A 26470-nucleotide genomic window follows, 5' to 3' on the forward strand; every position below is an offset into this window, starting at 1 on the left:
TAAGGGAAAAACAAGGTGCAGGAAAAGCGGGATATCGTTTTTTTGTTGAGCAGACATTTATTACTTGCGTGACATTTTATCACAGACAACATGATAGGGTTAAAAAATCAAAGAAAGCAGGGGATATTATGCTTCAGTTAAAGGACATCGTTAAGGAGTACGGAAGCGGTGAAAATGTTGTTTCTGCCTTGCAGGGCGTAAGCCTTACCTTCCGTGAAAGTGAGTTCGTGGCGATACTCGGTCATTCGGGCTGCGGAAAAACTACGCTCCTAAACATTATCGGAGGGCTTGACCACTATACCTCGGGCGACCTCATAATCAACGGCGTTTCCACAAAGGAGTACAAGGACAGGGACTGGGACGCTTACAGAAATCACTCCATAGGCTTTATATTTCAGAGCTATAACCTGATACCCCATCAGTCGGTGCTCTCAAATGTTGAGCTTGCGCTGACTATTTCGGGCATATCAAAGTCCGAGCGCCGCAAACGCGCAAAGGAAGCTCTCGAAAAAGTCGGGCTCGGAGATCAGCTCCACAAAAAGCCGAACCAGATGTCGGGCGGTCAGATGCAGCGTGTTGCTATTGCACGAGCTCTTATAAACGATCCTGATATACTTCTTGCCGACGAGCCTACGGGTGCTCTCGATTCCGAGACATCATTGCAGGTAATGGAGCTCCTCAAGGAGATAGCAAGCGACAGGCTGGTAATTATGGTAACTCATAACCCCGAGCTTGCGGATAAGTACGCAACCCGTATCGTTAAGATAAAGGACGGCAGGATCACAGGTGACAGTGACCCGTACAGCGGTGAAAAGTCCGAAAAGGGCAAAAAGAAAAAGGAAAAAACTGTAAAGTCCAAGGAAAAGACCGATAAAAAGAAAAAGCGGGTATCAATGTCCTTCGGTACTGCGGTATCGCTTTCTCTCAATAATCTGCTTACCAAAAAGGGAAGGACTGTTCTTACGGCTTTTGCAGGCTCTATCGGTATCATCGGAATTGCTCTGATACTTGCGCTTTCTACGGGTATAAACGAGCTTATCGACAGCATACAGGAAGAGACCCTTTCCTCTTATCCTCTGGAGATATTGCGTGAGAATACGGATACCTCAGGTATGATAGAAGCTCTTATGAACAAGCAGGAGGAGTACGACAGCCGCGAGTTCAGAGATGATACGGTTTATGCCAATACTCAGGTCTATGATATGTTCAATTCCTTCAATGCTTCCGCGAAGCAGATAAACAATATGAAGGATTTCAAGACCTTTCTTGATAATGACAGTGTTATCAAAGAGAAGTCAAATGCCGTAAGCTACGGATATGACCTTAAAATGCCCGTATTTACAAAGTCTCCCTCGGGTGAGATCATAAAAGTCGATTTTATGGATATGTACAGCAAGGCTCTCGGAATGGGCGAGTCCGATATAATGACAGCTTCCATGAACAATCCTATGGCTGGCATGGAAATGCAGGCTTTCGGTCTCAACGTCATGGAGCAGCTGCTCCCTGGAGAAAACGGCGAGCCTGTAAACGATATAGTCAAGGAGCAGTATGAGCTCGTAGACGGCAGCTGGCCCGAGAACTACGATGAGACTGTTGTAGTTCTCACGCGGAACAACGAGATACCCGATATCATAGTGTACGCACTCGGTCTGAAGGATCAGGAAGGCTTCAATGAAAAGCTCAAGGCTATCATGAGCAATCAGGAAATAACCGATTACGGTCAGCTCGAATGGAGCCTTGATGAGATAAAAGAGAAGAAGTTCAAGATGATACTTCCCTGTGAGTACTATCAGAAAGAGATCGTCGGAAACGGTTACAACGATCTTACCTCAACTCAGACAGGTCTCGATTATCTGTTCAGTTCGGATGATATCGGATCGGATATAAAGATAGTCGGATTTATCCGTCCGCGCGAAGGTGTAAAGGCTCCGATGCTGAAAAGCTATGTAGCTTATACGCATCTGCTTACGGATCATGTTATAGAAAAGACAAACAGCAGCGATATCGTCAGGGCGCAGCTGAAAGATCACGAGAATGATATAGTTTCGGGAAAAAAGTTCATGACAGATGACTATGCTGAGCCTACTCCCGAGGAAAAAGCCGAGACGGCAAAATCTTTTATCAAAAATGCCGATACCGATACCAAGGCTGATATCTTCAGGCTTGTGGCGGCTCAGCCCGACCCGAAGCAGGCCGATGCTCAGGTGGCAGAGGCTTTGAAGGACTTCGACAGAAATGAATTCATAAAGCAGATAACGGAAATGTATTCCGCCGAGCTGGGAGTAGACGCTTCTCAGGTCACCGCCTTTGTAAGTCAGATGAGCGACGAGGAGATAAAGAGCTACGCGGAACAGGCTATAAGGGAGCAGATAGCAGAGCAGTATGCGAAAATGTCACAGGAGCAGCTGGGCTCCCTCGGCAATGCCGAGCTTGCCGCAATGCTGGATAACACTGAAATAAGCCTTGACAATTACGGAGTGATATTTGAGAAATATACTCCCGAGGAGATATCCTCTTCATCTTATGATGACGTTTTAAAGCTTCTCGGAGTTGCGGATGAAGACGATCCGTCAATGGTGCATATCTATGCAAGCAGCTTTGAGGACAAGGACGATATAGCAGCTGCTATACAGCGCTATAATGACGGAGCAAAGGAAGCGGACGTCATACATTATACAGATGTGGTCGCTCTTCTTATGTCGTCTGTCACGGGTATTATAAGCGGTATCTCATATCTGCTCATAGCCTTTGTGGGTATCTCTCTTGTAGTATCGTCGATAATGATAGGTATAATCACCTATATATCAGTCCTTGAGCGTACACGTGAGATAGGAATACTCAGAGCTATAGGTGCTTCAAAGAGAAATGTACGTACTGTATTCAATGCGGAGACCCTTCTTGTGGGACTTGCTGCCGGACTTATCGGCATAGGCGTTTCGGTACTGCTTACGATACCGATAAATGCTATAATACACAATGTAACGTCACTTGATAATCTCAATGCTCATGTACCTGTGGCAGGTGCGGTGATACTTGTTATAATCAGCATGGTGCTTACACTTATCGCAGGACTTATCCCTGCGGGCGTTGCCGCAAGAAAAGACCCCGTTGTTGCACTCAGAACAGAATGATAAAAAAGGAATGTATATAGACGGCACACATAAAGCAGTTTATATGATTTAAAAATCAAAACCACCCGTTCAACGCGGGTGGTTTTGATTTTGTAAAATTCGGATTAAAAGTCTTTGGAAATAGGTTCGGGGAAAACTTTCCTCAGAAAGTTTTCCCCGATAAATAACTTTAAACTTCTATAAAAGTGCCAAACTTATAGCAGCGTCCAATTTAAATTTATTACTTCATGCCGTATTTTTTGAGAAGAGTTTCGATCTTAATATGAGGATCGATTATCTTGCTGATAGATACATCATGATTGATAGCTTCAATGAAATAAGCGATATATTTGGAAACATCGACCTCGTGGAACCACTGTCTGCTGAGCAGCTCGGGAGTTCTGTATGTGAGGTTCGTACCGAATACACCGTCGATAGTGCCCTCCTCATACGCCTTGTCGAACTTTTCAAGGCCGTTTGTGAAGATAGCGTAAGTAGCGTAAGCGAAGATCCTTCCCGCATTCTTTTTCTTGAGAGCGGAAGCAACGTCGAGCATGGACTCACCCGATGAGATGATATCGTCCGAAACGAATATATCCTTGCCCTCAACGGGATTTCCGAGGTACTCATGAGCTACGATAGGATTGCGTCCGTTTACAATGGTGGAGTAGTCTCTTCTCTTGTAGAACATACCCATTTCAACGCCGAGAACGGAAGCATAGTACATATTTCTGTTGAGAGCGCCCTCATCGGGGCTTACGACCATGAACTTCTCCTTATTGAAGCTGATATCCTTTATGTCCTTGAGCATAGCCTTGAGGACCTGATAGGTAGGCATTACGTTATCAAAGCCCATAAGGGGTATAGCATTCTGAACTCTCGGGTCATGAGCATCGAAAGTAACGATATTGGATACGCCCATAGCTTCAAGCTCCTGGAGAGCGCAGGCACAGTCAAGTGATTCACGGTAGCTTCTTCTGTGCTGGCGTCCGCCGTAAAGAGTAGGCATAATGACAGTTATGCGGTGAGCCTTTCCGCTTGCCGCCTGGATTATTCTTTTAAGGTCCTGAAAATGGTCATCGGGAGACATAGCATTCTGCATTCCGAAATAATCATACTTTATGCTGTAGTTTCCCACGTCAACGATGATAAAAAGGTCCTTGCCGCGAATAGTAGACTTGATAAATCCCTTTCCGTCGCCGGAAGAAAATCTCGGGCATTCGCTCTCAACGAGGAAAGTATCCACATTGATGCCGCCTTTTCCTGCCCAGTCAACGAGATAATCGTCGATCTTCTTTCCCAGCTCTGTAACGCTGTTCATAGCGATAATGCCAATAGGTGCAACGTTGGAATCACTGCCGAATAAAATTTCACTTGAAGCTGTCATAATACTGTTTTCGCACGTAAATACGCACGATACTCCTTTCGCTTTTTAGTCATTTTCGGTCAAAGCTCAGCTTACTTGCAGAAATACTCGATATAGCGGTCAATATCCCCGCTGATTATCTCTTTCGCAATGTCTGCATGATCGACCTCGTTAACGGCTGTTGTTTTGTTTTCAAGTTCCTTGTAAACCTTGAAGAAATGTGTCATTTCATCAAAAATATGCTTTGGGAGCTCCTCGATATCCTTGTACATATTGTAATTCGGATCCTCAAACGGTATGGCAATGATCTTTTCATCGCGGTGACCGTTATCGAGCATTCTGATAACTCCGATGGGATAGCATCTTACCAGAGTGAGCGGCATGAGCTGTTCCGAACAGAGCACCAGTACATCAAGGGGGTCATTGTCGTCTGAATAAGTCCTTGGGATAAACCCGTAATTTGCAGGGTAATGAGTGGAAGTATAGAGGATACGGTCCATTTTTATAAGACCTGTTTCCTTGTCAAGCTCATACTTGATCTTGCTTCCCTTGCCGATCTCTATCACCGCTATAAAATCATCGGGAGTTATTCTCTTTGGACTGATCTTGTGCCAGATATTCATAAATTCCCTCCAAAGGAAACTGACCGTACACATCGGTACGGACACAGAAATATTGATAAAGCCATTAAGTATGACGTTATCCCCTACTAATTAGTATACCATTTTTTTGAGATTTGTCAATATACGCTTTCATTTTCAGCATTTATTATAAATTATCAGAAAATCATGAAGTTTTTTCGTCTTTTAGCCTTTGCACCGAGAAAATTCGGATATTTAACAATATTCCTAAAAAAAGCCGTTTTATTAATAAAACGTGAATATTGCTAATGAATATTATATTATATTTCTCTTGCTTTTTGTGTAAAAATATAGTAAAATATATTTGTATTATTTCGTTTAGGATACTTTGAGGGGGATGAAATTCTTTATGATTGGTTCAAGGATCGCAGTAATAATCGAAGAGATCGGTCAAAGCTATCAAAGCACCATTTTAAGCGGAATAAATCAGGGTGCAAAGGAATTTGGCTTAAACATCGCAGCTTTCACCTCTTTCAGCGGCGATATGGATAATCCTCGCCATGACATGGGCGAATTCAATATTTTCAGCCTTTCCGACTTCAAGGACTTTGACGGCGCGATACTTCTCACAAACACTCTTTCATACAAGCCCGTTGTCAATGACATTATCGAAAGGATAAAAAGGGCGGGTATACCGACAGTCAGCATCGACAACGATATAAAGGGCTTTTATTACATCGGAAGCGACAACTTCTCGGCAATGCGGAGCATCACCGAGCATATGATAAATGTCCACGGATTTACAAGATTTGCATATATCTCAGGTCCCGGAGGCAACCCCGAAAGCTCCGAAAGGCTTGCGGGCTTCTGCACAGCCCTTGAGGAAAAGGGGCTTGAAATATCCGACGGCGCCATATTCTACGGAGATTTCCGTCCTCCCTCGGGAAAGATCGCTGTTGAGCACTTCCTTGAGGAGCTTCCCGAGCTTCCGCAGGCAATAATATGTGCCAACGATGTGATGGCTGCTTCCGCCATAGCGGCGCTCAGAGCCAACGGCTACAGCGTCCCTGACGATATAGCCGTAACAGGCTTCGACAACACATACAACACCCATAACTACCTTGTAGAGCTCACGTCCGTTGACCGTCCTCTTGAGCTTTCGGGACTTCTCGCCTGCCAGATGCTGTACAATCATCTCAACAAGATCCCGCAGGACAGAAAGCTCCTGCTGAATATGACTCCGCATTTTACCGAGAGCTGCGGCTGCTCACACAATGCGCTTTCCGATGTCACCGAGCTCAAGGAGCTCAATTTCAGAAATTATACCAATTTCGAGAACGTACAGATATATATGGCAGTCCTTAACCGTATGTCCACGCAGCTTCTTGCCTGCAACAGCTTTGACGACTATATATGCACACTGAAAAAAGCCGCATCGGAAATACGTCCCGATGAGTTTTACTTCTGTCTGTGCGACAACTGGAACATCGAATCGGCTATAGACACTTCCATGACACTCGACGGAGTTGACAACTCAGTACCCATGGCGTACACAGATGAAGTCACGATACCCATAGCCTATGTCAACGGTCACTTTATCCACTGTGACAAGCTGAAATCGAAGAAGGTCTTTCCGCCGCCTGCGAAAAACGGCAAAGCGGGAAAGCTTTACTACATCACTCCCCTTCATTTCGGCGAACGCTGTCTCGGATACATGATAATCCGAAGCTCGCGGCTTGAGCTCCAGAACATAATGTTTGAGACATTCGTAATAAACGTATGCAACTCTCTCGAAAACATGAGAAAGCTGATGTGCCTTGAATACGCCGTAAAACGCCTCGGCAACCTGTACGTGCAGGATACCTTCTCGGGTATTTACAACCGCAACGGCTTTGTCCACGCTACAAACGACATCTATCACGAATGTATCGAAAAGCAGCATGAGATCATGCTTATGTTCATTGACCTTGACGGGCTGAAAAACATAAACGACACTTTCGGTCACAGCACAGGCGACAAGGCAATATGCTGCATCGCGGATGTGCTCAGGGAGTCCTGCTGCAGCGGAGAGATTTTCTGCCGTTTCGGCGGTGACGAGTTCATAGTGTTCGGTGCAGACTATACACAGGAAATGGCTGACGACCTTAATGCCGTAATACAGAACAATATCAAGCACATCAACGACAGTGCCATATACCCGTTCACTCTGAGTGCAAGTGCAGGCTTTGTTATCGCGACCCCAAAGGTCGGAAAAGATATCTTCTACTTTGTGACCGAAGCCGACAAGAAGATGTACAACGAAAAACGCAAGAAAAAGCACTCACAATACCTGAAATCATAGCATAAGCCGCTGTCATTAAAGGCAGCGGCTAAAAAAAGCTTTGATTATGAACAAATTGTAAACTTTCGCTGCCTGTGATAGACTTGCTTTTGATTACATGATATAATTAGAAAGTACTCACGGGCCCGTAGCTCAGTTGGGAGAGCGCTGCGTTCGCAACGCAGAGGCCGAGGGTTCGATCCCCTTCGGGTCCATTCCGTATTTTTAAATGCTCCGTTATACCGGAGCATTTTTATGTGAGGGGGCTAAGCAGCATATCACTTTTGTGCCGGTCAGCTTGACACTAATACTATGCTGTGATATAATAATGCTGTAATTCTTATCATGGATGGTGAACTTGCTTGAAAATGGACGAGATAGGCTACAATCACAGACACAGCCGCGATTTCTGCGTAAACAGACCATATGGCACAAAAAGTTGGCTTCTGCTGATCGTAAAAACGCCTGCACACTTCCGTATTGCCAACAAAGATATCAAGACCTCTGCACATTCGATAATGATATACAGACCGTTCACTCCGCAGTATTACTATCCTGCCACAGATGAATACTTCGATGACTGGATGCACTTTTTCCCCAACGAAAAAGAGCAGCAGATGATGAACGATCTGAATATACCCTTCGATCGTCCCGTCAACATAGCGGATATCACTGATATGTCCGAAATGATAAGGAGTATGTGTTTCGAGCATTACTCGTCAAGTCCGTATAAGGAGCGTTCCATCGACCTTTATTTCCAGCTCCTCATGCTGAAGATATCGGAAAAGGTCAGAAGAATGGCGAATGTAGCCGAAAGGAACGAGAGCATCTATTCCGAAAAACTCATATGGATACGTCAGTCCATATATCGCTGGCCGAGCCGTGATTACTCCATTGACGATATGGCAAAGGAGCTTTCTCTCAGCCGTTCACGCTTTCAGCACCTGTATACCGAGACCTTCGGCGTCAGTGTCAACAAGGACGTTATCACGAGCCGCCTCAACAAGGCAGCAGAGCTTCTGAAAACCACCGATCTCTCGGTAAAGGACGTCGGTGTGAACGTCGGATACGGAAATACATCATATTTTGTAAAGCTCTTCGGAAGCTTCTTCGGACAAACGCCCCTCCAGTACAAACAGACCGAGACAAAATAAAGATACGCCGTCAACAGGAACCTGCGTTCACACGTAATGTATACGTTCCGCTGCATCCTGTGACGGCGTTTATTTCAGTCTTTTTTCCTTTTTGTTTCCGAGCCCCGCAAGAACTGCAAATGTCAGTATTACAAGAACTGTAATGAGCAGTATCGCCCACTTCGCTTTGAATCTTATTGCAGGAAAGAGCAGCAATCCCACTGCAGCTGCAATATAGGTCAGGAAACGGTTGCGTATAAGGACTCTTTTTCTTTCATAAGCCAGTCTTTCTTCCTTTTCGGACTCATGACGGCGGCGTATCGCATCAAGCTCGTTTTTCTCCTCATCTTCTATCTTTTCCTGCTCCTTTGCAAAGACAGCGTCGCGCACAGCGCTTACAAAGCGCTCATAAACCGTAGATATCCTGAGCTTATCATCTCCGTCGGCATATCCGACGGCTTTTTTTATGTTTTCGCCGAGCATACTTCCGAGCTGTGCTTCAAATACCTCGTCGTCGGTAAAATCAAATCCGTACCGAAGTATATAATCATCAGCGAAGCTGCTAACCACTTCCTCAAGGAGCAGATCATTTCCGCTGCGGCAGCCGTTGAACGCAAGGAACTTCACAAAATGCGCCTGCCAGCACTCGGGAGCAGCATCAAGTATCATGTCGCTGTACTCCTCCGCAGCTTCAAAATCCTCGTCCGCAAGGAAAATATTCATTCTCCTTATGAGCTTTTCGGGAGTTGAACGCGCCGCAGCACCATGCTCGATATGATCGTCCTCCGCAATATCCGTGTTTGTCTTGATATACCTTATAAGCTCGGTAAGGAAGCTCATTTGCGAAACGTCCATTATTTTATGGTCGGACAGCTCCGCGGGAACATCTCCCGTATCCGTATCCTTTATGCAGGTGATAAGGAGCTTTCCGCTGTCCTTCATGGCAGCTGCCGCACATCTGCTCCATTCGCTCTTGAAGCCGTGCGCTTTAAAGCTTTCTTTTTCCGCACTTACAACAATGAGCACCGCCGCACAGTTTATGGCGGCACTTATATACGCTTCTGCGTCCTTTGACGCAATTTCACCTATAGTTTCGGGAGAATAGAAAACTCTCAGCCCCTCTTTGGTGAGCTGTTCATATATCTCACCTGCAATCAAACTGTCATCCGAAGCTTTTCCTTCATCGTCTGTTAAGCGGCAGCAGATATAAGCGTCATATCGTACTCCCGTACCTACACGCTCCAGCATTTCCTTTCTGAGCATTTCGATGGCGGATACCTCACGGCGGTAGAATGCGCTCTGCTCCGAATCCGCAAGGCTCAGCGCCGTACAGCAGTCCTTGTCGTCTCTCAGAGAAGTGCTGTACGCTCTGTGACAGACAGGCAGCTTCATTCCCGAAACAGCCTCTTCCTCGTAAAGTATGCCGCAGCGGCACAGGACCTTTCCCCAGTAGCCCTCGGGCTCGTCAGGGAACTCCTCACAGAGCTGGGAAAACAGCTTCTCGGCGCCCTCGAAATCCGTCTTGAAGCGAAGTCCGCAGGCCCTGTTGTATATCTCCGTGTATTTGTCCCCGTAAAGCTTCGGAACGGTCTGACGCGAGCCGCAGCACTCACATTCGCATATGCTTTTTTCCTCACATGGCGGAAGGAGCTTTCCGCACATTTTGCATACATATCCCACAGACTTCACCGCCTTTCATTACATGATATAAGTTTACGTACATATATTCCACATACTGATTATACCACAAAAAAGCCTTTTAAATCAAGCTTTTCCCATATTTTACAGTCTGTACACATATTCGGCATTGCCGTGCATGAAAAGCTCCCGCTGCTCCTTTGTTATGTGAAGGCTTTCCGCAAAGCGCAGATGCGCTTCCTGTGAACAGCTGCCGAAATCAGAACCGAAAATAAACCTCTTTGGCATGGCATTGATCGCTTTTTCAATGGAAGCTTTTATTATCGGGCACTTTTCAGCATCATCGGCCACGGAGGAAGTATCAAAGAAAACATTCCCACATTCTCCGAGGACCTCAAAGCAGTGCTCCGTTTCAGGGTAAAAGCAGTGGCAGTAAACAAAAGTGTTTTCCCTGCGTTTATTCGCAAGCTCCCGCATCTTTTCGGGAGCGGCATACTTATTATTATCCCAGCCAGTATGGAAAAGTACGGGAACTCTGAACTCAGCAGCGAGATCGTACACAGTAAAAAGCGCGCTGTCGGTGCAGTAAAAATGCTCATGTCCCGTATAGACCTTCAGCCCGATGATGTCACCGCTTTCAAGGAGCTCCCTGCAATACCTCAGCTGCTCCTCAAAGCTTATGAGCGGACTTATTCCTGCAATAACCTTAATAACGCCGTCGCCCTTAAAAAGCTCCGCACAGTCCCTTACAGAGCCGATAACGCTCTCGGTCTCGGAATCCGCAATAACAATACCTCTGTCAACGCCGTTTCTGCTCATTTCATCAAGCAGAGCCTGCTTTTTTGCAGGAAAGTCGGAAGGATCGACGGGAAGATGCAAATGTGAATCAATTACCATAAAGATACTCCTTTCAGTTTCAAGGTGTGAAAAAAAAACCGCAGATCACTCTGCGGCAGCTTACGATTATATGCAGAGCGATCAATTTTACAGCACAATAAGACCGCTTCCGCAGTCACTGCACATTAAATTCTGATCGTCCGCACTTTCCGACACATACGCTTACCGCTCCTGCGGCAGCCGTAACTTCGGGAGTATCACTTCCCTTTCGATTATTCGCCCTATACTTACATATTACAACAATATCCTTCAAAAGTCAAGTTTTTTCTCCATGAACCTTGCTATTTTATTTATTATATGTTATACTTATAAATGGTTTTTCGAGCATATTTGACATAATAAGTGCAAAAATAAAGTATATCGGCTTATTCCGACATTGGTCAGCCAATTTAAAAGAACGAAAGGTATAAAGATGAAGTTTAAATATTTTTTCCCCATATTAGCAGCAGCCTGCCTGCTTACAGCCTGCGGCGGCAGGAAAACAGAAACAGACAAAACTGCGGCAACAAACGCAGTGACAACATCGGAGTCCACTTCAAAGGCAACAGTTACCACCACCAAGGTCACGACTACCTCCGCGACCACAACAAAAAAGATCGACCCGCCCGCCGATCTTGTACTGAAAGGGCTTGATTCGGTGGAGGTCTATTCTGAAGTCAGCTTTGACTCGTTCATCACCGAAAAAAATGTTGAACTGAAGGACGGAAGTACACTGCTCAACACCTCAGATACGGGAGTTTACGAGGTCGATATCCCCTATACCTACAACGGCGGCGAGTTCACCAAGAAGCTCACATATGCCGTTGTTGATACCACAGCACCGACTATCATCAATTCTGGCTGGGAACCAAACCACAAGATCGGCACAGACTTTGACCTCAGCAAATATGTCGGTTATGCCGATAATTTCGACAGATACCCCTCTCTTACCTATACGGGAACAGTTGATCCCGATACAGCAGGCTCATATCCTCTTACCGCTACAGTAACGGACTGCTTCGGAAATTCAACATCATGGGACCTTACGATAAACGTGGTCGAGGAGATACCTAAGCCTGTGGACGATAATCCCCGTGTGAACTACAGCGACTTCATACAGACCTATCAGGGAGACGATAAACGTTTCGGAATAGATGTGTCGGTATGGCAGTCCGACGTGGACTACAACGCTGTGCGCGACGCAGGCTGCAGCTTTGTAATGATACGTGTGGGATATTACTACAGTGAGGTAACTCTTGACGATTATTTCAAGGCAAACCTCGAAAAAGCCACTGCCGCAGGACTTGATGTGGGAGTATACTTCTACACAACAGACAATACCATTGACGGAGCCCGCGAACACGCCCGCTGGATAGCCGAGCAGCTCGGCGGACACAAGCTTCAGATGCCTGTTGCCTTTGACTGGGAGGAGTTCGCAAACTTCCAGAAATACGGCATGAGCATAAAGGACATCAACGATATATATGAAGCCTTTGCGGACGAGATAAGGAAATGCGGCTACACTCCCATACTCTACAGCAGCAAGAACTTCCTCAACAACATCTGGAGCGAACATTCAAAATCCATAGCTCCCGTATGGCTGGCGCACTTTGTCGACTCCACGGATTACACAGGAGAGTACGCAATATGGCAGGCGAGCGCCTACGGGCATATCCCCGGCATCAACGCCGATGTTGATATGGATATCCAGTATATGAACAAGTCCATATCATAATTTAACGCAAAATGAAACATCCCGAAAGCATAGCGAATAGTGCTTTCGGGATATTTTTTATTCACTTGCCTGTTTTATCCATGCATCCAGCTCTTCCATGCTGCTGTCAGGTCTTATTTTTTTCAGGAAGAGCCCCCTCCACCAGAGACTCCCGATATTGAGATCGGAATAACCGTCGAGCATTTTTATGCTGCCGTTATACAGGTCCCACTGAAATTCCTTCCACTGTGGCTTTTCACAGTCAAAAAGCTCATAGCATTTCGGTTCGATCGTAAGCTCGGCAAGGCTCTTATTGGTAAAGCGTTCGACAGCCTCTGCCATTTTATCAAATGATTCATACCTGAAAACAGCTCTGAAACCGCCTTCCGACTCAGCGTCATCATATGTATCGTCATAGCCGAGAAAAACCTTATTGTTCCTTGTGACCTTGAGCATACAGCAGATGCCCTCATATCTCTTTTCACAGTATATAACGACAGGAAGTCTGCCTGTCTCAATATTTTTTATCAGTTCCTGTGATCCCATACCTGTTTCCGCCTTTCCTGATAATAAGTTCTATATCCAAAACGCCGCAGCAGTCCGATATGTCTTCGTAACTGCTGCGGCTCAAAATTACCTGTAAGCTTCAATAATATCCATTATATCGTTTTTGCAGATATTGCCGCCGAGGACTCCGCCGTCAGGCTCAAAGCAAAGCGCACGGATATCATGAGGATCGTCCTCATAGGGATTTTTCGGCTCCTCCGTGTCTTTAAAGTACTCTGCAAGGAACTTTTTGGCATTGCCCTGCGGAAAAATGACATTTCCCTCATCTGCTCCGAAGCCCATACGCTCAAACCTCTCAAGGAGCTCCCTTGTTCTGAGGTTATAGGGATTGTCGCTCTCGGCGCTTACGAGCCATGCAGGGTGAACTTCAATAGGAACACCGCTTTCTCTTACACATTCCGCAAAGTATTCCACAGGCTCCAACGGGATAGTTTCCTGATGAAAGGCGTCCACCGAAAGCATAATGCGGTTAACCCCGCTGTCGGACAGCATTTCCGCTGCTTCCCTTATCCTTTTCTTATCCCTGCTGAAAAAGCCGTTGGTTATGAGCTCACGCCGCGGAATACCCGCAAGAGCCGCAGCCCTGTGTATGCAGCAGACAGCTTCGGGATACAGAAGAGGCTCACCTCCGAAGGTCATAAGGGACTTTATATCGTAGTGCCTGCACACTTCCGCAACAGCCCTTGCCGCTGTTTCACCGTCAATGTGTTCGCCTCCGAAAACATGGCTTCCCTCGCTGCAATGCCTGCACTTTCCCGTGCAGCCCATTGTAACGACAAATTCTATTCTTTCAAGATTTCTTGTGTATATGTTCATAAAAACTGCTCCTTTTTAATATTTTATCCCATTCAAAGGTGCAGTACGGGAACAATTCTTACTCGGTGTGCCGTTCCCTCTTACTGCACCGAGCAGTTAATTCGTTTTATCACCATTTTTCTCACCTCATACAGAAAGAACTATATCCTTGCCGCTGGGGATATACTCCACGGTCTCGACACCGCATTTGTCAAAGAGTATACACGAAGCCTTTACAGCTTCCGTACCTGCGTACTTGTTGTTATAGTAAACCACCCGCTTTATCCCCGACTGGATAATAGCCTTTGCACACTCGTTGCAGGGGAAAAGTGTAACATAAAGAGTACAGCCGCTGAGACTTCCGAAGCTGCTGTTGAGTATGGCATTGAGCTCCGCATGGCAGACAAATGGGTACTTTGTATCGAGGCTCGTCTCGCCGCTGCGCTCCCATGGCATATCGTCGTCGCTGCAGCCTGTTGGCATACCGTTATAGCCCACGGAAACTATCTTATGCTGGTCGTTTACGATGCAAGCTCCCACCTGAGTGGAGTTGTCCTTGCTTCTCTGCGCCGAGAGCATGGCGATACCCATGAAGTACTCGTCCCAGCTTATGTAATCGGTCCTTTTCATTTTATTCACCTCTGAACTGATATTATCACGTTATTTGATAATTTATAATAGCATATCTGCGGAGAAATGTCAATCTTTGGTAATTGAGTGATTAATGAGTAGTGATTAGTTTAAGAGACGCAAAAACATCTTTAAACTGCGCCCGATACAGGGGGAGAGAGGGTGCGGAAATTTAAGCTTGAAGTCAACTCGCTTTCCGCAGATACCGCAGACCGTCTGTGTTGCGTATATCTTTTTCTTGTTGCTGTTGAACTGTGCCCTCTGTGTACCGTTATGGTCGGGGCGTACATTAGGTTTTGCCACACATCATCACCTCTTTCAAGCAGGTATAAGAAAACCGCCCTCAGCTGAGAACGGTTTTATAATCCGGGTATAAAGTCTTTGATGTCCTTCATTACTTCTTTGGCTTTCTTCATCATACTGTTGTCTTCAAGGTATTCAAGTCCTTTTAAAGTTATTGTTGAAGCAGGGGAGAAAATAATATCAGGGGTATCTTCGTCAACATACTTTTTTATTTCAACATTTTCGATGTAGCCGTTTTTTATAAGCTGAATTAAAAGCTTTCTTCTGCGATTTTCGGAAATCTTTAAGCGCTCCGCTGTTATCATGTCGGAGTTAAAAGAGTCTTCGTCCATTGCTTTTTGAAATGCATTGAGAATTCTATAAATAACTGTAAAATCATTCATTATATTTTCCTCATATAAGTAAATCGCCTATTACTGAGCGGTTAATCTTTGAACTTCTTCTTTAGTGAGAGCATTTTTGTATCTTGGGTCACTGGAAAAGACTACTTCAAATGGGTCGAGTAGAAATTTAGGAAAATTATCGACCAATTCAAAAGTTTCATCTTCTGGATAATCGTCAATATTCTTGTTTTCAGGTATCCTGCTTATATCCATAACTATTTCCCCTCCCACAAATAAGTTAATCCGTATTTCTCACAAAAAAGTTCCATGGATTCGTTTTCTGCCTTTTCGTAATATACAAAGAAATTTTTTCCTTCTCTCGCAGCTTTATCTTTATATTTGCTGAAAACTTCTTCAAAAGTTTTTTCATAGTTGCTATCAAGTGAATCAAAAGTCGAAATATCCTTATGCCATCTTGTCGGAGGTTGAAGAACAAATGTACCTTCTTGTGTGCAAGCTCTTATTTCAGCAAGTTTTCCTCTCCTTAACATATTGATGTCTTTGGTTGAAAAAGTTGAGTCGTTTGGGTGATTGTGCGTCAGTACACACCCCTTCATGCTTTTGATTTCTTTTGCCGTAAATGTAACGCTATCGGAAGTACCTTTTTTCTTGAAAAGAATTTTGCCTTCGTTATCATAGATAATAGCTGTTTCGTATTTATTACCAACTATTATTCTTTCGTCTTCATAAAGTTTTTGTTTTGCCTTATCGTTAAATAAAGAACTTCCGCTTTTAACAGGCGTACTCTTTGGTTTTATTTTACCACTATTTCTGTCACTTGTCAACCCTCTGATTTGTGCAAGATTACGCTGTTCTATAGCTCTGCCCTGCTCCTCGGAAAGTGACGGCGCTGTGTAGTCTGCGGCATTAGCGTTCGGCAGCTCCTCCCACGTCTTGGAACGCGAGCCGTCAGCGTTCTGCTTGCCACGCAGCACCTGTCCGTCGTAGATGATAGTGCAGTCACAGTTGTCGTGCCTGCGGAAGATGCCGTCGGGCTGTTCTCCGAATTTATATTTGCCTGCGACCTCGGTGCACCAATCACAGCATTTCGTACCAATACACACTATGCAGTATTTCAGCTGAAGAGAAAGGTTAGATCAATTCTTATAAACTAAGCACTAATAACTAACCACCACTCACTATTCACTAAAAACTGAGCCCCTCGGTTAAACCGAGGGGCGTTTGGATTGGGGCAGCGGGATTTGAACCCACGAATGCAGGAGTCAAAGTCCTGTGCCTTACCGCTTGGCTATACCCCAACACTTACCAAAATATTATAACAAAAATCCTGCAATAAATCAATACCGCAGGATTTTTATTTATATTTTAACTTAACTTTTCTTTTGTCCGATATTTCTTTTTGGCGTTATTTCCACATATCAGTACCATTCGAGGTCCTTCATGTTCCTGAACTCAAATACAGCCATAACGATAGCAACCACAGCCGAAAGCCCGTCCGCAACAGGACCCGTATAGGTTATTCCGTCTATGCCGAACATCATGGGAAGTACTATAAGCAGCGGCAGGAAAAAGAGTATCTGCCTTGTCAGTGAAAGAAATATACCCTTTATGGACTTTCCTATTGATGTAAAAAACGTGGAGGTTATGGGCTGGAGGCAGTTGAGCCATGTGAAGAACAGGAATGTACGGAAGAACTTTGCACCGAATTCGTAATATTCCTCGCTTGCCTGTCTGTTTGCGAATACGCTGAGTATCTGTCTCGGGAAGAGCTGGAACATAATGAAAGCGATTATCGAAATGACAAGACCAGCTTTAAGAGCCATCCAGAAAGCGCTTCTAACTCTGTCATAATTCTTTGCGCCGTAGTTGAAGCTCTCAATAGGCTGTGTACCCTGAGCAAGTCCGATAACTATTGAGAATACTATCATATTGACCTTCATGACTATTCCCGCAACAGCTATAGGGTCATCAGCGCCGTACTCCGAAAGGGTGCCATAGTGCTTGAGCGAGTTGTTGAGAACTATCTGAACGATGGCGATAGCGAGCTGATTGAAGCATGAAGCCATACCTATGGAGCAGATCCTTCTTACGATCCTGAATGACGGGATAAGATGTTTGCCGAAAAGGTATACGGTCTTGAAGTGCATACAGTAGATAACAACTATCACGGCAGAAATAAACTGTCCGATAACTGTAGCGACAGCTGCTCCCTTCATACCCCAGCCGAGACCGAGAACGAATACCGCGTCAAGTATGGTATTTATAACAGCTCCCGTGACATTGCATATCATTGTCATTTTCGGACTTCCGTCCGCTCTGACGATATGTCCGCCGCCGGTGGTAAGTATCAGGAACGGGAAACCAAAAGCCGTATAGCTGACGTATTCCTTTGCATAAGGCATGACCGCGTCCGTAGCTCCGAAGCGTTTCAGCAGCGGCGTCAGGAAAATGAGCGTAACAGCCGAGAGTATAACACCGCCTGCCACTAAGAGTGAAAGCGCATTTCCCGCAAAATACGGAGCTTTTTTCTTGTCGCCCATACCCATTGTAAGGTTGAAGCACGAAGCACCGCCTATACCGAGGAGGAGCGCCAGTGCCATACACGCAGTAGTAAACGGGAAAGCAATAGAAGTTGCAGTATTTCCGAGAGTTCCCACAGCTTTACCGATAAAGAGCTGATCCACCATATTGTAAAGCGCACTTACGAGCATACCAACGATACTCGGTATTGCGAACTTGAGCATAAGCGACCTTACAGGCGCATTGCCGAGAGGATTTCCTATGCCAGCAGGCGGTCCTCCTACACCCGGAGGCGGTCCTCCCACTCCCGGAGGCGGTCCTCCTACTCCCGGAGGCGGTCCTCCCACTCCCGGAGGCGGTCCTCCCACTCCCGGAGGCGGTCCTCCCACTCCCGGAGGCGGAGCTCCTGCACCGCTCGGTGGTCCATCGTATATTCGTCCATTCATATTTTTACCCTTCTTTTTCTTATAACATCAAATACTTTTTAATTATACATCATTCGGGAAGAAAAAACAATAGCGGTATAAAAAAATGATATGCCAATTTTTATTGATACTTTCCGTTAAACATAATGCAATTTCAACAAATAGGATAACACAAGTCCTTGACAGTATGCCCTGTGTGTGGTAAAATATTTTTTAGTACACATTTATATCTTACGGAGTAACAATATGAAAATAATACTTGCTTCGGCTTCCCCGAGACGTCGGGAGCTGATGAGATACATAACCGAGGATTTCGAGGCTGTCTCAACTGACTGCGATGAGACTCTCCCCGATGGTATTGAGCCGACAGCGGCTTCCGAGTACCTTGCCGTACTCAAAGCAAAGGCTGCCGCGGAGAAATACCCAGACTGTACGGTCATCGGCTGTGATACCACGGTCATACTGGGCAGCGAGATACTGGGCAAGCCCCGTGACAGAGCACAGTGCATAGCCGATATATCCAAGCTCTCGGGCAGAACACATCAGGTCATCACGGGCTGCTGTATAATCAGCGGCGGCAGGGTAAGCTCATTTTCGGAAGTCACCGATGTGACCTTCAGAGAGCTGACAACTGCCGAGATAGAAGCCTACGCCGACACCGATGAACCTTACGACAAGGCAGGCGGCTACGGCATACAGGGGCTGGGCTCAGCGCTTATCTCCTATATCGACGGAGACTTTTTCAACGTGGTGGGACTTCCAGTGGCAAGGCTCTTTAACGAATTAAAAAATGCAGGGGCGGGCGTCCCCGACCGCCCAGCGGATTAAATATTCGGGACACCTACCTACAGTGTAGGAAGATGTCCGTAGGACAGAGGGTACGTTCAGCCGTCAGCTGAACCGTACTCTACTAAGCACTAAGCACTAAAAACTAATAACTATAAAGGAGTATTTACCATGAACTCAACCGCATTTCATTCTGCCGACATTCTTTTACCCAAGGACTGCGATATGCACAAGTGGTCCGTTATCGCCTGCGACCAGTACACCAGCGAGCCTGAGTACTGGGACGAGGTAAGCGCTGCAGTTGGCAGCGCTCCCTCAACGCTTAACCTTATCCTCCCCGAGCTCTACCTCGAGCAGGACGGAGTCGCAGAGCGCATCGACAATATCCACACAGCTATGGACAAGTACGTATCCGATGGTATCTTCACCGAGTACAAGGACGCTATGGTTTACGTTGAGCGCACTCAGAGCAACGGCATACTCCGTCAGGGCATCGTTGGCGCTATCGACCTTGAAAAGTACGACTTCTCAAAGGGCAGCACCTCAGAGGTAAGAGCTACCGAGGCTACCGTCATCGAGCGTATACCTCCCCGTATCAAGGTAAGACAGGGAGCTCCCCTTGAGCTTCCCCACATTATGATACTCATTGACGATCCCGAGAATACAGTTATCGAACCCCTTGCAAAGAATGTTTCCGACGACAGCAAGCTCTATGACTTTGAGCTCATGCAGAACGGCGGCAGCATCAAGGGCTGGCTGGTTGACAAGTCCGCTCAGGAAGCAGTTGACAAGGCACTCTGCGCTCTTGCGGATCCCGATACATTCTGCAAAAAATACAGACTTTCAAACACTCCCGTACTCCTCTACGCTATGGGTGATGGAAACCACTCCCTCGCTACAGCAAAGGAGTTCTACGAACAGCTGAAAAAGGCTGAGCCCGATAAGGACTTCTCCGACCACCCTGCTCGCTATGCTCTCGCCGAGATAGTGAACCTCCACAGTGAAGCCCTCAAATTCGAGGCTATACACCGCCTTGTATACGATGTTGACTGCGACAAGCTCATTGGCGGGCTCACAGCCGCACTGGAACTCTCCGAGACAAAGACCTCAGACCAGTACGTTATCTGCACCTGCAAGGGCGTTGAAAAGAAGCTCTATATCAATAAAAAATCCTCAAATCTGTCTGTCGGCTCGCTCCAGAACTTCCTTGACGGATATATAAAGGCAAACGGCGGAAAGATCGACTATATCCACGGAGCCGATACAGTTAAGTCTCTCGCCGACAAGCACAACGGCATCGCATTCATACTCCCCGATATGGACAAGTCTCAACTCTTCCCCACCGTTATCAAGGACGGAGCACTCCCGAGAAAGACCTTCTCCATGGGACACGCCGAGGACAAGAGATTTTACATTGAAGCCCGCAGGATCACAGAATAATGGAATTACTGAACAATCTCGCCAAGCTCCACACCACGGAGCTTGGCGCAATTCGTATAAAGAGAAACCTGTCCCTTGACTGCACTGATACCGTTGAATGGTGCAGGGAGCAGATAAACGCTCCAGAAGCTGTTACAGAGCGCAAGGGCAAGAACTGGTACATAACCGTAAACGGCTGTATCATCACCGTGAACGCATACAGCTATACCATAATCACCGCACATAAGCTCAGAAAGGAGCGATAATATGAACATCAGAAGATTTAAAGAAGCCGATGCAGAAGCAGTTTCGGCTGTTGTTATAAAAACTATAAGAATATCCAACGTTAAGGACTACCCTGCCGAGTCCATGGAAGAGTGGGTCAAAATCATGCAGCCTCAGAATATCCTCGAACGCGCCGGCTGGACGCACTTCTATGTAGTAGAGGATAACGATACTATCATCGGCTGCGGCTCTATCGGTCCGTTCTGGGGCAAGGAGGACGAGAGCGGTCTGTTCACTATATTCGTGCTTCCCGAGTATCAGGGAAGAGGCGTAGGCAGGCTCATTATGGAAACTCTCGAAAAGGACGAGTACTTCCTCCGTGCAAAACGTATAGAGATACCCTCATCAATTACAGGCTGCCAGTTCTATCGAAAGTTCGGCTACGACTACAAGAACGGCATAGCGGAGCTTGACGAGGAGAGGCTCTACCGCCTTGAAAAGTTCAGAGAAGTATAAGGAGAAAACTATGTCCGACCGTTTTTCAAGAACCGGGCTTCTTTTCGGAGAAGAAGCCATGAAAGTACTTGCCAATTCCCGCGTTGCCGTATTCGGCGTAGGAGGCGTGGGCGGCTATGCTGTTGAAGCTCTTGCCCGCTCGGGCGTTGGCGCACTTGACCTCATCGACGACGACAAGGTCTGCGTTACCAATATAAACCGTCAGATCATCGCCCTCGGCAGCACCGTGGGTATGTACAAGGTGGACGCGGCGGCAGAGCGTATCCGCGACATAAATCCCGACTGCAAAGTGACCTGCCACAAAATGTTCTATATGCCCGAGACTGCCGATAAACTTGACTTTTCACAGTACGACTACGTTATCGACGCCATTGACACCGTAACGGGCAAGTTAGAGATAATCATGCAGGCCAAAAGTGCGGGAGTTCCCGTTATAAGCTCAATGGGCGCAGGTAACAAGCTCGACCCCACCGCCTTTGAAGTCTCCGACATATACAAGACCTCCGTATGCCCCCTTGCAAAAGTCATGCGCTATCAGCTGAAACGCCGCGGAGTAAAGAAGCTTAAAGTCGTCTATTCCAAAGAGCAGCCCTTAGTGCCTCAAGGTATTGCTGCTGAGGACGGCTCGGGCAATACCGATATGCGAACAGGCGCAGCAAGGCGCTCAACTCCCGGTTCTACAGCATTTGTCCCCTCAGTCGTGGGACTTATCATCGCAGGCGAGGTCATAAAAGACCTGACAGGAACCGGCGAAAAGTAAAGGTGTAATATTATGTCAAACTCCGAAGAAATTATCTCCGCCGCAAAGCAGGGATTTGAAGCTGCTTTTTCCGAGAAGAGCTTCTACAACAGGCAGACGCAGGACATTTCTCATATTGAAGCTATACTCGGTATCCTTCCGGTAAAAAGCGGCATGAGGATACTTGACCTGGGAACAGGCAGCGGCTATCTCATATTTGCCCTTGCAAAAAAGTATCCTGAGGCATCCTTTGTCGGACTTGACATTGTCGAAAATGCTCTCATGCATAACAGACAAAGGGCGGCTCAGGAGGGGCTGGACAATATCAGCTTCGTAAGCTATGACGGCAGCACTATCCCATTTGAAAGCCGCAGCTTCGACATGGTCGTTACAAGGTATGCCCTCCACCATTTTCCAGATATAAACAGCAGTCTTTCAGAGGTGAGCCGTATTCTGTCCGATAAAGGCTGCTTTTTCATTTCAGACCCCGCCCCCAATGAGGGTGATGAAAACGGCTTTGCCGACGAGTATATGCAGGTAAAGCCCGACGGACATATAAAATTCCGCAGCCTTGACGAGTGGAAGTCTCTTTGTGGGAACTGCGGCTTTCAGCTTGCAGATTCATTCGTCAGCAGCATTCGTTTTCCGCGAAAATACGAGAAAATATACGAAACTATAATGAAACGTCACCCGAAAGGGACTGTCAGCAGCTACGGTATCGAAGTCACGGACGGAGAGATATTCATCACCGAACAGGTCAATAATATGCTTTTTTGCAGGGAAATCTGACATTTACTGTTAAATCCCCTTGACCTTTTCGGCTTTTTGTGCTATGATATTTTGTATTGGAACATTGATGGAAGAAAGGTAACAAAATGCATTTTAACGAACTGAATTTATCGGACGAGCTTCTCCGTGCCGTTGAAGAGCTCGGATACACGGAGATGACCGAGATACAGCAGCAGAGCATTCCCCTTCTCCTTGAGGGGCGCGACGTTGTTGGACGCTCGAATACAGGTACGGGCAAGACCGCCGCTTTCGGTATACCTGCTGTCGAGAGCATAACAGAAGCCGACAGGAGATCGACTGTAGTCCTTATCCTCTGCCCCACAAGGGAGCTTGCAATGCAGGCAAACGAGGAGATACGCAAGTTTGCCAAGTTCAAGGAGGGAGTAAAATCCTCTGCCATTTACGGCGGCGCAAGCATGGAAAAGCAGATACACGAGCTCAAACGCGGAGCAAATATCGTAATCGGCACTCCGGGACGAGTAATGGATCATATCCGCCGAAGAACGCTGAAGCTCGACTCTGTCCGCACGGTCATACTTGACGAAGCGGACGAAATGCTGAATATGGGCTTCCGCGAGGATATCGAGTCCATACTTGCAGACGTTCCCGAGGACAGACAGACCGTTCTCTTCTCTGCAACAATGCCTAAGGAGATAATGGCAATAACGGAAAAGTATCAGACCGATCCCGTTCACATAAAGATAAAGACCGCACAGAAGACTGTAGAGCTCATAGAGCAGTTCTACTTTGAAACAGCCATGGGTCGCAAGACCGATGCGTTAAAGCTTCTTCTTGCCGCATACAAGCCTTCATCTGCTATGGTATTCTGCAACACAAAGGTCATGGTGGACCAGCTCACCGAGGAGCTCGTAAAAAGCGGCTTCCGCGCAGCAGGGCTCCACGGCGATATGAAGCAGATACAGCGCACACAGGTCATGAACAGCTTCAAGAACAGAGCCGCTGAGATACTCGTTGCTACGGACGTAGCCGCAAGAGGCATCGACGTAAGCGGAGTTGACGCGGTATTCAACTATGATCTCCCTCAGGACAACGAATACTACATACACCGCATAGGCAGAACAGGCAGAGCGGGAAGAACGGGCACAGCCTATACTCTCATAAGCGGAAGAAAGCAGCTCTACGACCTCAGAGCCATTGAGAAATATACCCATGCCGAGATACGCGAAATGCCCCTGCCCGAAAAGTCGGACATCATCGCCATGAAGAAGGAGTCTCTCGTAAGTGAGATAGCCGAAGCTCAGGCAGGTCACAATGCATATGACATACTCGACAGACTTGCCGCACAGGGTATCGACTACCGCGAAGCCGCTGCAAGAGTGATCGAGAAACAGCTCAAAGCCGAAACGGAGGCTCTCCCGGACCTTGAAAGCGCACGTCCGCTTAAAAAGGGCAGGAACAGCGGTGCAAAGACTGTAAAGATAGTGATAAATGTCGGCAGGAACAGGCGTATAGCTCCGAATTTCATACTCGGCGCCCTTGTTGACGCGACAGGCATGACAGGCAGAGATTTCGGCAAGATAGATATTTTTGACGAGCACACCACCGTTGAGGTTCCCGAAGCCGAATCCGAATACATCATAGACAGTACCGACTCAATGAAGATCAACGGCAACAAGGTGGAGGTCAAGCTCTACAAGGGCAGCAGCCACGACAAGCCAAAGAGCCGCCGCACAGGTGAAAAGCCGCGTTTCGACCGAAAAAAGACAGCATACGGCAATAAAAAAAGATCGGAGATTTTCTCAGACTATATCCCCGACCGTAAAAAGCGCATGAAAAAAAGACATTAAGGAGTGATACAGATGAGAAGAAATATGAAGCCATGGATGAGAGTAATAATCCTTATGCTTGCAGGAGTTATGATACTCGCAGCGGTAATACTCCCGTTCCTGAGATAAATCCCGATGAAAGCTCTGAAAAGGATACTTATATTTTGCGGCGCTGCACTGCTGACTGCCGCACTGTCGCTATGTATTTACAATATAATGCAGGACAGAACGGCTGACAAGCGCTCCCGTGAGATACTTTCCGGGCTCAGGGAGCTCATTCCCGTGACCTCAGCCGAAGCTGATACCGAGAGCACAGAAAATCCCGCCGATGATATCTATGCAGCTTATCAGCAGGAGATGCAGTCAGACCAAAAACGTCATGAGATCATAGAACTCGACGGAAAAAAGTACTGCGGAGTGATCTCAATACCGACTATCGGCATCGAGCTTCCCGTATGCGACAGCTGTACCTATGATGACCTGAACGCTTCGCCATGCCGTTTCAGCGGCAGCGCAGAGGATAATGACCTTATAATCGCAGCCCACAATTTCAGCAGTCACTTTGGTTATTTGGACAAGCTGAACACAGGCGACGAGATATTTTTCACCGATATAAGCGGAACTGTCCACAGCTATCGGGTCGACGAGATAAGAGCCATCGACGGCTCGGATTCGGAGGGAATGATATACGGAAAAGGCACTGACTGGGATATTACACTTTTCACCTGCAACCTGAGCGGACAGGCAAGGATAACAGTAAGAGCCTGCAAAATACAGAAATAAAAAAACATCTTCAGTTATTCAATACTGAAGATGTTTTTTTGTTATTCCTTATCCTCTTTTTTTGTCCTGATAAGCGCACCGAGGGATATCAGCAGTATACCTCCTGCGCCAAGGGGCACTATCGGCCACCAGAGCTGTCCTGTCTGCGTGAGCGGCGGCAGCTTGACCGTAGTTGTCGGCGGACTTGTGACATTGGTATACGTACCTGTAGCCGTTGTGTACGTTAAAGTAGTCTGATCTGTAGCGGAGGAAGTCGTAGTTGTCGTGCCCGAAGTAAGAGTAGTTGTCGTTGTAGTCGTATCCTTCGGATTATAGCTGTTTTTTATGAGATACTGTGTGCTGTTGAAATCAATTATAACATTGTAGCCGACAGGTATCTCACGCTCGACAACGTACCAGTCGTTGATAGGTTCAAGGTCTCTCCAGCGATGCTCCCAGTTGTTCTCCTCGTTCAGTACCACTGTATCGTAGAGTTCATCGTTCCTGAAAAGGTCAACTGTTACATATGAGGGACGAGCTGTGTTTTCAGCCGAATCGTTTATCCATACCTTTCTTACGGTATACGAACCGACACTTCCGCCAAGAGTAGCATAGGCAAATTTCGGATATGCGTCATAGCTGAATGAAATATCGGAATCATCAGCCTCAAGCAGGAGAGATGAGGGAACATAGTAGGTATTGCCGACTTGCAGCGTTCTTCCCACAGCAAGATATATGCCCTTGCTCAAGCCGCTGAATTTCAGCTCGCCGTTTTCATCGGTCTCACCGCTGCCGACGGGAGCAATACCGTCCGCAACTGCGTAGCTTTCGAGGGTTTTTGCTTTCTCGGATACGTTTTCCTCGTTGATCTCATTGATATCTATAGGATATCCCGCAAAATCTCCCGTAAGCGCAAAGCCGCTTCCCGAGCGCACTCCAACTCTGTAGAGCTTCCATTTCATACCTGTAAGGATGGTGTTATCCTTTCTGCATATCAGGGTTACGGAGCGGTCGTTCCCGGCGCCGACAGCGCCTGACAGCGGTATAAACATAAGCATAAGGGAAAATGTTAAGAAAACGCATGAGAAAAATCTCATGAATGATTTACCGTACCTTTGCATCATA

The 26470-nt window shown here is 46.7% G+C and carries 25 protein-coding genes and 2 tRNA genes; 13 read left to right on the forward strand and 14 right to left on the reverse strand.

The window, feature by feature from the left end; genetic code table 11:
* The first annotated feature begins 128 nt into the window (after nucleotides 1-128).
* Entirely contained in the window at nucleotides 129-3131 is a 3003-nt protein-coding gene (locus tag Q0R37_RS02640) for an ABC transporter ATP-binding protein/permease (RefSeq protein ID WP_294750793.1), read from the forward strand.
* Nucleotides 3132-3351: 220 nt separating this feature from the next.
* On the opposite strand, the gene Q0R37_RS02645 is transcribed toward Q0R37_RS02640, so the two are convergent.
* Both Q0R37_RS02645 and Q0R37_RS02650 read right to left on the reverse strand, forming a co-directional pair.
* Complete coding sequence (locus Q0R37_RS02645) at nucleotides 3352-4497, reverse strand: ribose-phosphate pyrophosphokinase (protein WP_294750796.1); 1146 nt, start codon at nucleotides 4495-4497, stop codon at nucleotides 3352-3354.
* A gap of 71 nt (nucleotides 4498-4568) precedes the next feature.
* Nucleotides 4569-5099 carry an inorganic diphosphatase gene (locus Q0R37_RS02650; protein ID WP_294750799.1) on the reverse strand — a complete coding sequence of 177 codons (531 nt, stop codon included), beginning with the start codon at nucleotides 5097-5099 and terminating at the stop codon, nucleotides 4569-4571.
* Nucleotides 5100-5466: 367 nt separating this feature from the next.
* Between Q0R37_RS02650 and Q0R37_RS02655 the strand changes: the two genes are divergently transcribed.
* The 3 genes from Q0R37_RS02655 (at nucleotide 5467) to Q0R37_RS02665 (ending at nucleotide 8531) form a co-directional block, all read left to right on the forward strand.
* The gene (locus tag Q0R37_RS02655) at nucleotides 5467-7398 is read left to right on the forward strand and encodes a GGDEF domain-containing protein (RefSeq protein WP_294750802.1); all 1932 of its coding nucleotides are present in this window, start codon (nucleotides 5467-5469) and stop codon (nucleotides 7396-7398) included.
* A 121-nt stretch (nucleotides 7399-7519) separates the two neighbouring features.
* Nucleotides 7520-7592: transfer RNA gene (locus Q0R37_RS02660), tRNA-Ala, on the forward strand.
* Nucleotides 7593-7745: 153 nt separating this feature from the next.
* Complete coding sequence (locus tag Q0R37_RS02665; protein ID WP_294750805.1) at nucleotides 7746-8531, forward strand: AraC family transcriptional regulator; 786 nt, start codon at nucleotides 7746-7748, stop codon at nucleotides 8529-8531.
* 69 nt (nucleotides 8532-8600) lie between these two features.
* Here Q0R37_RS02665 and Q0R37_RS02670 read toward each other — a convergent pair whose 3' ends face one another.
* Together Q0R37_RS02670 and Q0R37_RS02675 are read right to left on the reverse strand one after the other, a co-directional pair.
* Nucleotides 8601-10190, reverse strand: coding sequence for a TIR domain-containing protein (locus Q0R37_RS02670; RefSeq protein ID WP_294750808.1), 1590 nt, complete (start codon nucleotides 10188-10190; stop codon nucleotides 8601-8603).
* A gap of 102 nt (nucleotides 10191-10292) precedes the next feature.
* Nucleotides 10293-11045, reverse strand: a complete 753-nt coding sequence (locus Q0R37_RS02675; protein ID WP_294750811.1) for a TatD family hydrolase — start codon at nucleotides 11043-11045, stop codon at nucleotides 10293-10295.
* Nucleotides 11046-11457: 412 nt separating this feature from the next.
* Between Q0R37_RS02675 and Q0R37_RS02680 the strand changes: the two genes are divergently transcribed.
* A complete protein-coding gene (locus Q0R37_RS02680; protein ID WP_294750815.1) occupies nucleotides 11458-12759 on the forward strand; it encodes a GH25 family lysozyme in 1302 nt (433 codons plus the stop codon).
* 57 nt (nucleotides 12760-12816) lie between these two features.
* On the opposite strand, the gene Q0R37_RS02685 is transcribed toward Q0R37_RS02680, so the two are convergent.
* The 9 genes from Q0R37_RS02685 to Q0R37_RS02725 all read right to left on the reverse strand — a co-directional run bounded on the left by Q0R37_RS02685 (nucleotide 12817) and on the right by Q0R37_RS02725 (nucleotide 18343).
* Nucleotides 12817-13284: a hypothetical protein gene (locus Q0R37_RS02685; RefSeq protein ID WP_294750817.1), complete on the reverse strand. Its 468-nt coding sequence runs from the start codon at nucleotides 13282-13284 to the stop codon at nucleotides 12817-12819.
* A gap of 87 nt (nucleotides 13285-13371) precedes the next feature.
* Complete coding sequence (locus Q0R37_RS02690) at nucleotides 13372-14121, reverse strand: radical SAM protein (RefSeq protein WP_294750820.1); 750 nt, start codon at nucleotides 14119-14121, stop codon at nucleotides 13372-13374.
* A 126-nt stretch (nucleotides 14122-14247) separates the two neighbouring features.
* Nucleotides 14248-14730 carry a dCMP deaminase family protein gene (locus Q0R37_RS02695; protein ID WP_294750823.1) on the reverse strand — a complete coding sequence of 161 codons (483 nt, stop codon included), beginning with the start codon at nucleotides 14728-14730 and terminating at the stop codon, nucleotides 14248-14250.
* 105 nt (nucleotides 14731-14835) lie between these two features.
* Nucleotides 14836-15033, reverse strand: coding sequence for a hypothetical protein (locus tag Q0R37_RS02700; protein ID WP_294750826.1), 198 nt, complete (start codon nucleotides 15031-15033; stop codon nucleotides 14836-14838).
* A 56-nt stretch (nucleotides 15034-15089) separates the two neighbouring features.
* Entirely contained in the window at nucleotides 15090-15416 is a 327-nt protein-coding gene (locus Q0R37_RS02705) for a YjcQ family protein (protein ID WP_294750828.1), read from the reverse strand.
* A gap of 30 nt (nucleotides 15417-15446) precedes the next feature.
* On the reverse strand, nucleotides 15447-15629 hold the full coding sequence (locus tag Q0R37_RS02710) for a hypothetical protein (RefSeq protein WP_294750831.1): 183 nt from the start codon (nucleotides 15627-15629) through the stop codon (nucleotides 15447-15449).
* A 2-nt stretch (nucleotides 15630-15631) separates the two neighbouring features.
* Nucleotides 15632-16351 carry a hypothetical protein gene (locus Q0R37_RS02715; RefSeq protein ID WP_294750834.1) on the reverse strand — a complete coding sequence of 240 codons (720 nt, stop codon included), beginning with the start codon at nucleotides 16349-16351 and terminating at the stop codon, nucleotides 15632-15634.
* A 252-nt stretch (nucleotides 16352-16603) separates the two neighbouring features.
* Nucleotides 16604-16675, reverse strand: a tRNA-Gln gene (locus Q0R37_RS02720).
* Nucleotides 16676-16795: 120 nt separating this feature from the next.
* Nucleotides 16796-18343 (reverse strand): MATE family efflux transporter, encoded by a 1548-nt coding sequence (locus Q0R37_RS02725; protein WP_294750837.1) that lies wholly within the window; start codon nucleotides 18341-18343, stop codon nucleotides 16796-16798.
* A 225-nt stretch (nucleotides 18344-18568) separates the two neighbouring features.
* Between Q0R37_RS02725 and Q0R37_RS02730 the strand changes: the two genes are divergently transcribed.
* The 8 genes from Q0R37_RS02730 to Q0R37_RS02765 all read left to right on the forward strand — a co-directional run bounded on the left by Q0R37_RS02730 (nucleotide 18569) and on the right by Q0R37_RS02765 (nucleotide 25366).
* Nucleotides 18569-19150: a Maf family protein gene (locus Q0R37_RS02730; RefSeq protein WP_294750839.1), complete on the forward strand. Its 582-nt coding sequence runs from the start codon at nucleotides 18569-18571 to the stop codon at nucleotides 19148-19150.
* 129 nt (nucleotides 19151-19279) lie between these two features.
* Complete coding sequence (locus Q0R37_RS02735; protein WP_294750842.1) at nucleotides 19280-20548, forward strand: DUF1015 domain-containing protein; 1269 nt, start codon at nucleotides 19280-19282, stop codon at nucleotides 20546-20548.
* Complete coding sequence (locus tag Q0R37_RS02740; protein WP_294750845.1) at nucleotides 20548-20793, forward strand: DUF3781 domain-containing protein; 246 nt, start codon at nucleotides 20548-20550, stop codon at nucleotides 20791-20793. Before Q0R37_RS02735 ends, Q0R37_RS02740 begins: the two co-directional genes overlap by 1 nt.
* A 1-nt stretch (nucleotide 20794) precedes the next feature.
* Nucleotides 20795-21268, forward strand: a complete 474-nt coding sequence (locus Q0R37_RS02745; protein ID WP_294750848.1) for a GNAT family N-acetyltransferase — start codon at nucleotides 20795-20797, stop codon at nucleotides 21266-21268.
* A 10-nt stretch (nucleotides 21269-21278) separates the two neighbouring features.
* Nucleotides 21279-22028 (forward strand): tRNA threonylcarbamoyladenosine dehydratase, encoded by a 750-nt coding sequence (locus Q0R37_RS02750; protein WP_294750905.1) that lies wholly within the window; start codon nucleotides 21279-21281, stop codon nucleotides 22026-22028.
* A gap of 12 nt (nucleotides 22029-22040) precedes the next feature.
* Entirely contained in the window at nucleotides 22041-22796 is a 756-nt protein-coding gene (locus Q0R37_RS02755) for a class I SAM-dependent methyltransferase (RefSeq protein ID WP_294750851.1), read from the forward strand.
* A gap of 86 nt (nucleotides 22797-22882) precedes the next feature.
* On the forward strand, nucleotides 22883-24604 hold the full coding sequence (locus Q0R37_RS02760) for a DEAD/DEAH box helicase (RefSeq protein WP_294750854.1): 1722 nt from the start codon (nucleotides 22883-22885) through the stop codon (nucleotides 24602-24604).
* Nucleotides 24605-24718: 114 nt separating this feature from the next.
* Nucleotides 24719-25366 (forward strand): sortase, encoded by a 648-nt coding sequence (locus Q0R37_RS02765; RefSeq protein ID WP_294750857.1) that lies wholly within the window; start codon nucleotides 24719-24721, stop codon nucleotides 25364-25366.
* A 41-nt stretch (nucleotides 25367-25407) separates the two neighbouring features.
* Here Q0R37_RS02765 and Q0R37_RS02770 read toward each other — a convergent pair whose 3' ends face one another.
* Nucleotides 25408-26469: a Cna B-type domain-containing protein gene (locus Q0R37_RS02770; protein WP_294750859.1), complete on the reverse strand. Its 1062-nt coding sequence runs from the start codon at nucleotides 26467-26469 to the stop codon at nucleotides 25408-25410.
* Nucleotide 26470 lies beyond the last annotated feature (1 nt).

Origin of the sequence: uncultured Ruminococcus sp. (assembly GCF_946415235.1) — a bacterium.
GTDB lineage: Bacteria > Bacillota > Clostridia > Oscillospirales > Ruminococcaceae > Ruminococcus.

What these genes read in the sequence shown, in the direction of transcription:
- Q0R37_RS02640 (WP_294750793.1), top strand. Translation starts at nt 129, where the DNA reads ATGCTTCAGTTAAAGGACATCGTTAAGGAGTACGGAAGCGGTGAAAAT.
- Q0R37_RS02645 (WP_294750796.1), bottom strand. Translation starts at nt 4,497, where the DNA reads ATGACAGCTTCAAGTGAAATTTTATTCGGCAGTGATTCCAACGTTGCA.
- Q0R37_RS02650 (WP_294750799.1), bottom strand. Translation starts at nt 5,099, where the DNA reads ATGAATATCTGGCACAAGATCAGTCCAAAGAGAATAACTCCCGATGAT.
- Q0R37_RS02655 (WP_294750802.1), top strand. Translation starts at nt 5,467, where the DNA reads ATGATTGGTTCAAGGATCGCAGTAATAATCGAAGAGATCGGTCAAAGC.
- Q0R37_RS02665 (WP_294750805.1), top strand. Translation starts at nt 7,746, where the DNA reads ATGGACGAGATAGGCTACAATCACAGACACAGCCGCGATTTCTGCGTA.
- Q0R37_RS02675 (WP_294750811.1), bottom strand. Translation starts at nt 11,045, where the DNA reads ATGGTAATTGATTCACATTTGCATCTTCCCGTCGATCCTTCCGACTTT.
- Q0R37_RS02680 (WP_294750815.1), top strand. Translation starts at nt 11,458, where the DNA reads ATGAAGTTTAAATATTTTTTCCCCATATTAGCAGCAGCCTGCCTGCTT.
- Q0R37_RS02685 (WP_294750817.1), bottom strand. Translation starts at nt 13,284, where the DNA reads ATGGGATCACAGGAACTGATAAAAAATATTGAGACAGGCAGACTTCCT.
- Q0R37_RS02690 (WP_294750820.1), bottom strand. Translation starts at nt 14,121, where the DNA reads ATGAACATATACACAAGAAATCTTGAAAGAATAGAATTTGTCGTTACA.
- Q0R37_RS02695 (WP_294750823.1), bottom strand. Translation starts at nt 14,730, where the DNA reads ATGAAAAGGACCGATTACATAAGCTGGGACGAGTACTTCATGGGTATC.
- Q0R37_RS02705 (WP_294750828.1), bottom strand. Translation starts at nt 15,416, where the DNA reads ATGAATGATTTTACAGTTATTTATAGAATTCTCAATGCATTTCAAAAA.
- Q0R37_RS02710 (WP_294750831.1), bottom strand. Translation starts at nt 15,629, where the DNA reads ATGGATATAAGCAGGATACCTGAAAACAAGAATATTGACGATTATCCA.
- Q0R37_RS02725 (WP_294750837.1), bottom strand. Translation starts at nt 18,343, where the DNA reads ATGAATGGACGAATATACGATGGACCACCGAGCGGTGCAGGAGCTCCG.
- Q0R37_RS02730 (WP_294750839.1), top strand. Translation starts at nt 18,569, where the DNA reads ATGAAAATAATACTTGCTTCGGCTTCCCCGAGACGTCGGGAGCTGATG.
- Q0R37_RS02735 (WP_294750842.1), top strand. Translation starts at nt 19,280, where the DNA reads ATGAACTCAACCGCATTTCATTCTGCCGACATTCTTTTACCCAAGGAC.
- Q0R37_RS02740 (WP_294750845.1), top strand. Translation starts at nt 20,548, where the DNA reads ATGGAATTACTGAACAATCTCGCCAAGCTCCACACCACGGAGCTTGGC.
- Q0R37_RS02745 (WP_294750848.1), top strand. Translation starts at nt 20,795, where the DNA reads ATGAACATCAGAAGATTTAAAGAAGCCGATGCAGAAGCAGTTTCGGCT.
- Q0R37_RS02750 (WP_294750905.1), top strand. Translation starts at nt 21,279, where the DNA reads ATGTCCGACCGTTTTTCAAGAACCGGGCTTCTTTTCGGAGAAGAAGCC.
- Q0R37_RS02755 (WP_294750851.1), top strand. Translation starts at nt 22,041, where the DNA reads ATGTCAAACTCCGAAGAAATTATCTCCGCCGCAAAGCAGGGATTTGAA.
- Q0R37_RS02760 (WP_294750854.1), top strand. Translation starts at nt 22,883, where the DNA reads ATGCATTTTAACGAACTGAATTTATCGGACGAGCTTCTCCGTGCCGTT.
- Q0R37_RS02765 (WP_294750857.1), top strand. Translation starts at nt 24,719, where the DNA reads ATGAAAGCTCTGAAAAGGATACTTATATTTTGCGGCGCTGCACTGCTG.
- Q0R37_RS02770 (WP_294750859.1), bottom strand. Translation starts at nt 26,469, where the DNA reads ATGATGCAAAGGTACGGTAAATCATTCATGAGATTTTTCTCATGCGTT.